This window comes from Stutzerimonas stutzeri, from assembly GCF_024448955.1.
Classification (GTDB): Bacteria; Pseudomonadota; Gammaproteobacteria; order Pseudomonadales; family Pseudomonadaceae; genus Stutzerimonas; species Stutzerimonas stutzeri_AQ.
The window spans coordinates 1-5,777 of record NZ_JAMOIH010000028.1 but is presented as its reverse complement, the minus strand read 5'-3'; the positions used below and the strand labels follow the sequence as shown (position 1 = coordinate 5,777).

General features: G+C 52.0%; 1 protein-coding gene, 2 tRNA genes and 3 rRNA genes. 5 read left to right on the top strand and 1 reads right to left on the bottom strand.

From position 1 onward, the window contains the following. Positions 1-397 (bottom strand): hypothetical protein (locus NA645_RS20035; RefSeq protein WP_256050408.1); only part of this gene is annotated, 397 nt, incomplete at its 3' end. A gap of 96 nt (positions 398-493) precedes the next feature. Between NA645_RS20035 and NA645_RS20030 the strand changes: the two genes are divergently transcribed. The 5 genes from NA645_RS20030 to rrf all read left to right on the top strand — a co-directional run bounded on the left by NA645_RS20030 (position 494) and on the right by rrf (position 5,725). After that, positions 494-2,030: ribosomal RNA gene (locus NA645_RS20030) — 16S ribosomal RNA — on the top strand. A 91-nt stretch (positions 2,031-2,121) separates the two neighbouring features. After that, positions 2,122-2,198 (top strand) — tRNA-Ile (locus NA645_RS20025). Positions 2,199-2,228: 30 nt separating this feature from the next. After that, positions 2,229-2,304 (top strand) — tRNA-Ala (locus NA645_RS20020). A 251-nt stretch (positions 2,305-2,555) separates the two neighbouring features. Beyond that, positions 2,556-5,446, top strand: a 23S ribosomal RNA gene (locus NA645_RS20015). A gap of 163 nt (positions 5,447-5,609) precedes the next feature. Then, positions 5,610-5,725: ribosomal RNA gene (gene rrf / locus NA645_RS20010) — 5S ribosomal RNA — on the top strand. Together the 16S, 23S and 5S rRNA genes with 2 tRNA genes alongside form the textbook arrangement of a ribosomal RNA operon. Positions 5,726-5,777 lie beyond the last annotated feature (52 nt).

Here is a 5,777-nt window from a genome sequence, read left to right as displayed (position 1 = left end):
AAATCAAGAAGTTAGCGAAATAAAGGGCTTGCACGGAAGGCGGATTCGAGTAGAATGCGCCGGGCTGACAGGGTGGTGGTTGAGTCCTGTTGGTGGCTTCGGTCAGGTTGATCGAAAGCGGATTCACGAGGCGGTTGACAGCGGGTTTGAACGCTGTATGATTCGCCTCCCGCTGACGAGAGGCTCTAGCTGATCGAAAGCGCAAGCGGTTGAGAAGAAAGAAAAACTTCTTCAAAAACAGCTTGACGAGACACAAGGCTGCTGTAAAATGCGCGGCCTCGGTTGAGACGAAAGACTTGATCGAAACGCTCTTTAACAACTGAATCAAGCAATTCGTGTGGGTGCTTGTGAGGTAAGACTGATAGTCAGCAAGATTATCAGCATCACAAATACTCAACGAGAAATCATTGAGTGCTCTTCTTTGGGGTGACCTTGAGAAGAGATTGCGATTGCTGAGCTAAGTTTAGGGTTTTCTCAAAACCCAAGCAGTATTGAACTGAAGAGTTTGATCATGGCTCAGATTGAACGCTGGCGGCAGGCCTAACACATGCAAGTCGAGCGGATGAAGGGAGCTTGCTCCCTGATTCAGCGGCGGACGGGTGAGTAATGCCTAGGAATCTGCCTGGTAGTGGGGGACAACGTTTCGAAAGGAACGCTAATACCGCATACGTCCTACGGGAGAAAGCAGGGGACCTTAGGGCCTTGCGCTATCAGATGAGCCTAGGTCGGATTAGCTAGTTGGTGAGGTAATGGCTCACCAAGGCTGCGATCCGTAACTGGTCTGAGAGGATGATCAGTCACACTGGAACTGAGACACGGTCCAGACTCCTACGGGAGGCAGCAGTGGGGAATATTGGACAATGGGCGAAAGCCTGATCCAGCCATGCCGCGTGTGTGAAGAAGGTCTTCGGATTGTAAAGCACTTTAAGTTGGGAGGAAGGGCAGTAAGTTAATACCTTGCTGTTTTGACGTTACCGACAGAATAAGCACCGGCTAACTTCGTGCCAGCAGCCGCGGTAATACGAAGGGTGCAAGCGTTAATCGGAATTACTGGGCGTAAAGCGCGCGTAGGTGGTTTGTTAAGTTGGAAGTGAAAGCCCCGGGCTCAACCTGGGAACTGCTTTCAAAACTGGCAAGCTAGAGTATGGCAGAGGGTGGTGGAATTTCCTGTGTAGCGGTGAAATGCGTAGATATAGGAAGGAACACCAGTGGCGAAGGCGACCACCTGGGCTAATACTGACACTGAGGTGCGAAAGCGTGGGGAGCAAACAGGATTAGATACCCTGGTAGTCCACGCCGTAAACGATGTCGACTAGCCGTTGGGATCCTTGAGATCTTAGTGGCGCAGCTAACGCATTAAGTCGACCGCCTGGGGAGTACGGCCGCAAGGTTAAAACTCAAATGAATTGACGGGGGCCCGCACAAGCGGTGGAGCATGTGGTTTAATTCGAAGCAACGCGAAGAACCTTACCAGGCCTTGACATGCAGAGAACTTTCCAGAGATGGATTGGTGCCTTCGGGAACTCTGACACAGGTGCTGCATGGCTGTCGTCAGCTCGTGTCGTGAGATGTTGGGTTAAGTCCCGTAACGAGCGCAACCCTTGTCCTTAGTTACCAGCACGTCATGGTGGGCACTCTAAGGAGACTGCCGGTGACAAACCGGAGGAAGGTGGGGATGACGTCAAGTCATCATGGCCCTTACGGCCTGGGCTACACACGTGCTACAATGGTCGGTACAAAGGGTTGCCAAGCCGCGAGGTGGAGCTAATCCCATAAAACCGATCGTAGTCCGGATCGCAGTCTGCAACTCGACTGCGTGAAGTCGGAATCGCTAGTAATCGTGAATCAGAATGTCACGGTGAATACGTTCCCGGGCCTTGTACACACCGCCCGTCACACCATGGGAGTGGGTTGCTCCAGAAGTAGCTAGTCTAACCTTCGGGGGGACGGTTACCACGGAGTGATTCATGACTGGGGTGAAGTCGTAACAAGGTAGCCGTAGGGGAACCTGCGGCTGGATCACCTCCTTAATCGAAGACTTCAGCTTCTTCATAAGTTCCCACACGAATTGCTTGATTCACTAGCGAAAAGCGATTGGGTTTCGACCCGAGAGAGACGATTGGGTCTGTAGCTCAGTTGGTTAGAGCGCACCCCTGATAAGGGTGAGGTCGGCAGTTCGAATCTGCCCAGACCCACCAATTGTCATGGGATGTGGCCGATCTGTAGATGGGGCCATAGCTCAGCTGGGAGAGCGCCTGCTTTGCACGCAGGAGGTCAGCGGTTCGATCCCGCTTGGCTCCACCATTAACTCTGAAATCGCTGAAAGCACAGAAATGAATAGATTCCATCTGGAGTGTATTGATTTCTGGTCTTTGCGCCAGTAACTGTTCTTTAAAAATTTGGGTATGTGATAGAAATAGACTGAGTGATCACTTTCACTGGTGATTGTTCAGGCTAAGGTAAAATTTGCGAGTTGCTCGAGAGAGCGAAATGCGGATTTTCGGCGAATGTCGTCTTCACGTTATAGACAGTAACCAGATTGCTTGGGGTTATATGGTCAAGTGAAGAAGCGCATACGGTGGATGCCTTGGCAGTCAGAGGCGATGAAAGACGTGGTAGCCTGCGAAAAGCTTCGGGGAGTCGGCAAACAGACTTTGATCCGGAGATGTCTGAATGGGGGAACCCAGCCATCATAAGATGGTTATCACACACTGAATACATAGGTGTGTGAGGCGAACCAGGGGAACTGAAACATCTAAGTACCCTGAGGAAAAGAAATCAACCGAGATTCCCTTAGTAGTGGCGAGCGAACGGGGACTAGCCCTTAAGTTGATTTGAGATTAGCGGAACGCTCTGGAAAGTGCGGCCATAGTGGGTGATAGCCCTGTACGCGAAAATCTCTTATCAATGAAATCGAGTAGGACGGAGCACGAGAAACTTTGTCTGAATATGGGGGGACCATCCTCCAAGGCTAAATACTACTGACTGACCGATAGTGAACCAGTACCGTGAGGGAAAGGCGAAAAGAACCCCGGAGAGGGGAGTGAAATAGAACCTGAAACCGTATGCGTACAAGCAGTGGGAGCCTACTTTGTTAGGTGACTGCGTACCTTTTGTATAATGGGTCAGCGACTTATTTTCAGTGGCGAGCTTAACCGAATAGGGGAGGCGTAGCGAAAGCGAGTCTTAATAGGGCGTCTAGTCGCTGGGAATAGACCCGAAACCGGGCGATCTATCCATGGGCAGGTTGAAGGTTAGGTAACACTGACTGGAGGACCGAACCGACTACCGTTGAAAAGTTAGCGGATGACCTGTGGATCGGAGTGAAAGGCTAATCAAGCTCGGAGATAGCTGGTTCTCCTCGAAAGCTATTTAGGTAGCGCCTCGTGTATCACTGCTGGGGGTAGAGCACTGTTTCGGCTAGGGGGTCATCCCGACTTACCAAACCGATGCAAACTCCGAATACCAGCAAGTGTCAGCACGGGAGACACACGGCGGGTGCTAACGTCCGTCGTGAAAAGGGAAACAACCCAGACCGTCAGCTAAGGTCCCAAAATCCTGGTTAAGTGGGAAACGATGTGGGAAGGCTCAGACAGCTAGGAGGTTGGCTTAGAAGCAGCCACCCTTTAAAGAAAGCGTAATAGCTCACTAGTCGAGTCGGCCTGCGCGGAAGATGTAACGGGGCTCAAACCAGGTACCGAAGCTACGGGTTCATCGTAAGATGAGCGGTAGAGGAGCGTTGTGTAAGCCTGTGAAGGTGAGTTGAGAAGCTTGCTGGAGGTATCACAAGTGCGAATGCTGACATGAGTAACGACAATGCGAGTGAAAAACTCGCACGCCGAAAGACCAAGGGTTCCTGCGCAACGTTAATCGACGCAGGGTGAGTCGGTCCCTAAGGCGAGGCTGAAGAGCGTAGTCGATGGGAAACGGGTTAATATTCCCGTACTTCTGGTTACTGCGATGGGGGGACGGAGAAGGCTAGGCCAGCTTGGCGTTGGTTGTCCAAGTTTAAGGTGGTAGGCAGAGATCTTAGGTAAATCCGGGATCTTAATGCCGAGAACTGATGACGATCCTTCTTTTAGAAGGAGAAGTGGTTGATGCCATGCTTCCAGGAAAAGCCTCTAAGCTTCAGGTAATCAGGAACCGTACCCCAAACCGACACAGGTGGTTGGGTAGAGAATACCAAGGCGCTTGAGAGAACTCGGGTGAAGGAACTAGGCAAAATGGCACCGTAACTTCGGGAGAAGGTGCGCCGGTGAGGGTGAAGGGTTTACCCCGTAAGCTCATGCCGGTCGAAGATACCAGGCCGCTGCGACTGTTTATTAAAAACACAGCACTCTGCAAACACGAAAGTGGACGTATAGGGTGTGACGCCTGCCCGGTGCCGGAAGGTTAATTGATGGGGTTAGCGCAAGCGAAGCTCTTGATCGAAGCCCCGGTAAACGGCGGCCGTAACTATAACGGTCCTAAGGTAGCGAAATTCCTTGTCGGGTAAGTTCCGACCTGCACGAATGGCGTAACGATGGCGGCGCTGTCTCCACCCGAGACTCAGTGAAATTGAAATCGCTGTGAAGATGCAGTGTATCCGCGGCTAGACGGAAAGACCCCGTGAACCTTTACTATAGCTTTGCACTGGACTTTGAATTTGCTTGTGTAGGATAGGTGGGAGGCTTTGAAGCGTGGACGCCAGTTCGCGTGGAGCCATCCTTGAAATACCACCCTGGCAACTTTGAGGTTCTAACTCTGGTCCGTTATCCGGATCGAGGACAGTGTATGGTGGGTAGTTTGACTGGGGCGGTCTCCTCCTAAAGAGTAACGGAGGAGTACGAAGGTGCGCTCAGACCGGTCGGAAATCGGTCGTAGAGTATAAAGGCAAAAGCGCGCTTGACTGCGAGACAGACACGTCGAGCAGGTACGAAAGTAGGTCTTAGTGATCCGGTGGTTCTGTATGGAAGGGCCATCGCTCAACGGATAAAAGGTACTCCGGGGATAACAGGCTGATACCGCCCAAGAGTTCATATCGACGGCGGTGTTTGGCACCTCGATGTCGGCTCATCACATCCTGGGGCTGAAGCCGGTCCCAAGGGTATGGCTGTTCGCCATTTAAAGTGGTACGCGAGCTGGGTTTAGAACGTCGTGAGACAGTTCGGTCCCTATCTGCCGTGGACGTTTGAGATTTGAGAGGGGCTGCTCCTAGTACGAGAGGACCGGAGTGGACGAACCTCTGGTGTTCCGGTTGTCACGCCAGTGGCATTGCCGGGTAGCTATGTTCGGAAGAGATAACCGCTGAAAGCATCTAAGCGGGAAACTTGCCTCAAGATGAGATCTCACTGGAGCCTTGAGCTCCCTGAAGGGCCGTCGAAGACTACGACGTTGATAGGCTGGGTGTGTAAGCGTTGTGAGGCGTTGAGCTAACCAGTACTAATTGCCCGTGAGGCTTGACCATATAACACCCAAACAATTTGATGTTTGCGTGTCAGACGGTTGAAGTCGACAAACAAACCGAAAAGACGCATCGCTCGCAAAGCGAACCGACATACGAAACACAGCAACACCATCACATACCTGATTCGCTGCAGCGGCTAAACCCCGAGGCAGCAACCGAATTGCTTGACGACCATAGAGCGTTGGAACCACCTGATCCCATCCCGAACTCAGCAGTGAAACGACGCATCGCCGATGGTAGTGTGGGGTCTCCCCATGTGAGAGTAGGTCATCGTCAAGCTTCTACACCAAACCCCCGACCCTCATAAGAGGATCGGGGGTTTGTCTTTGCG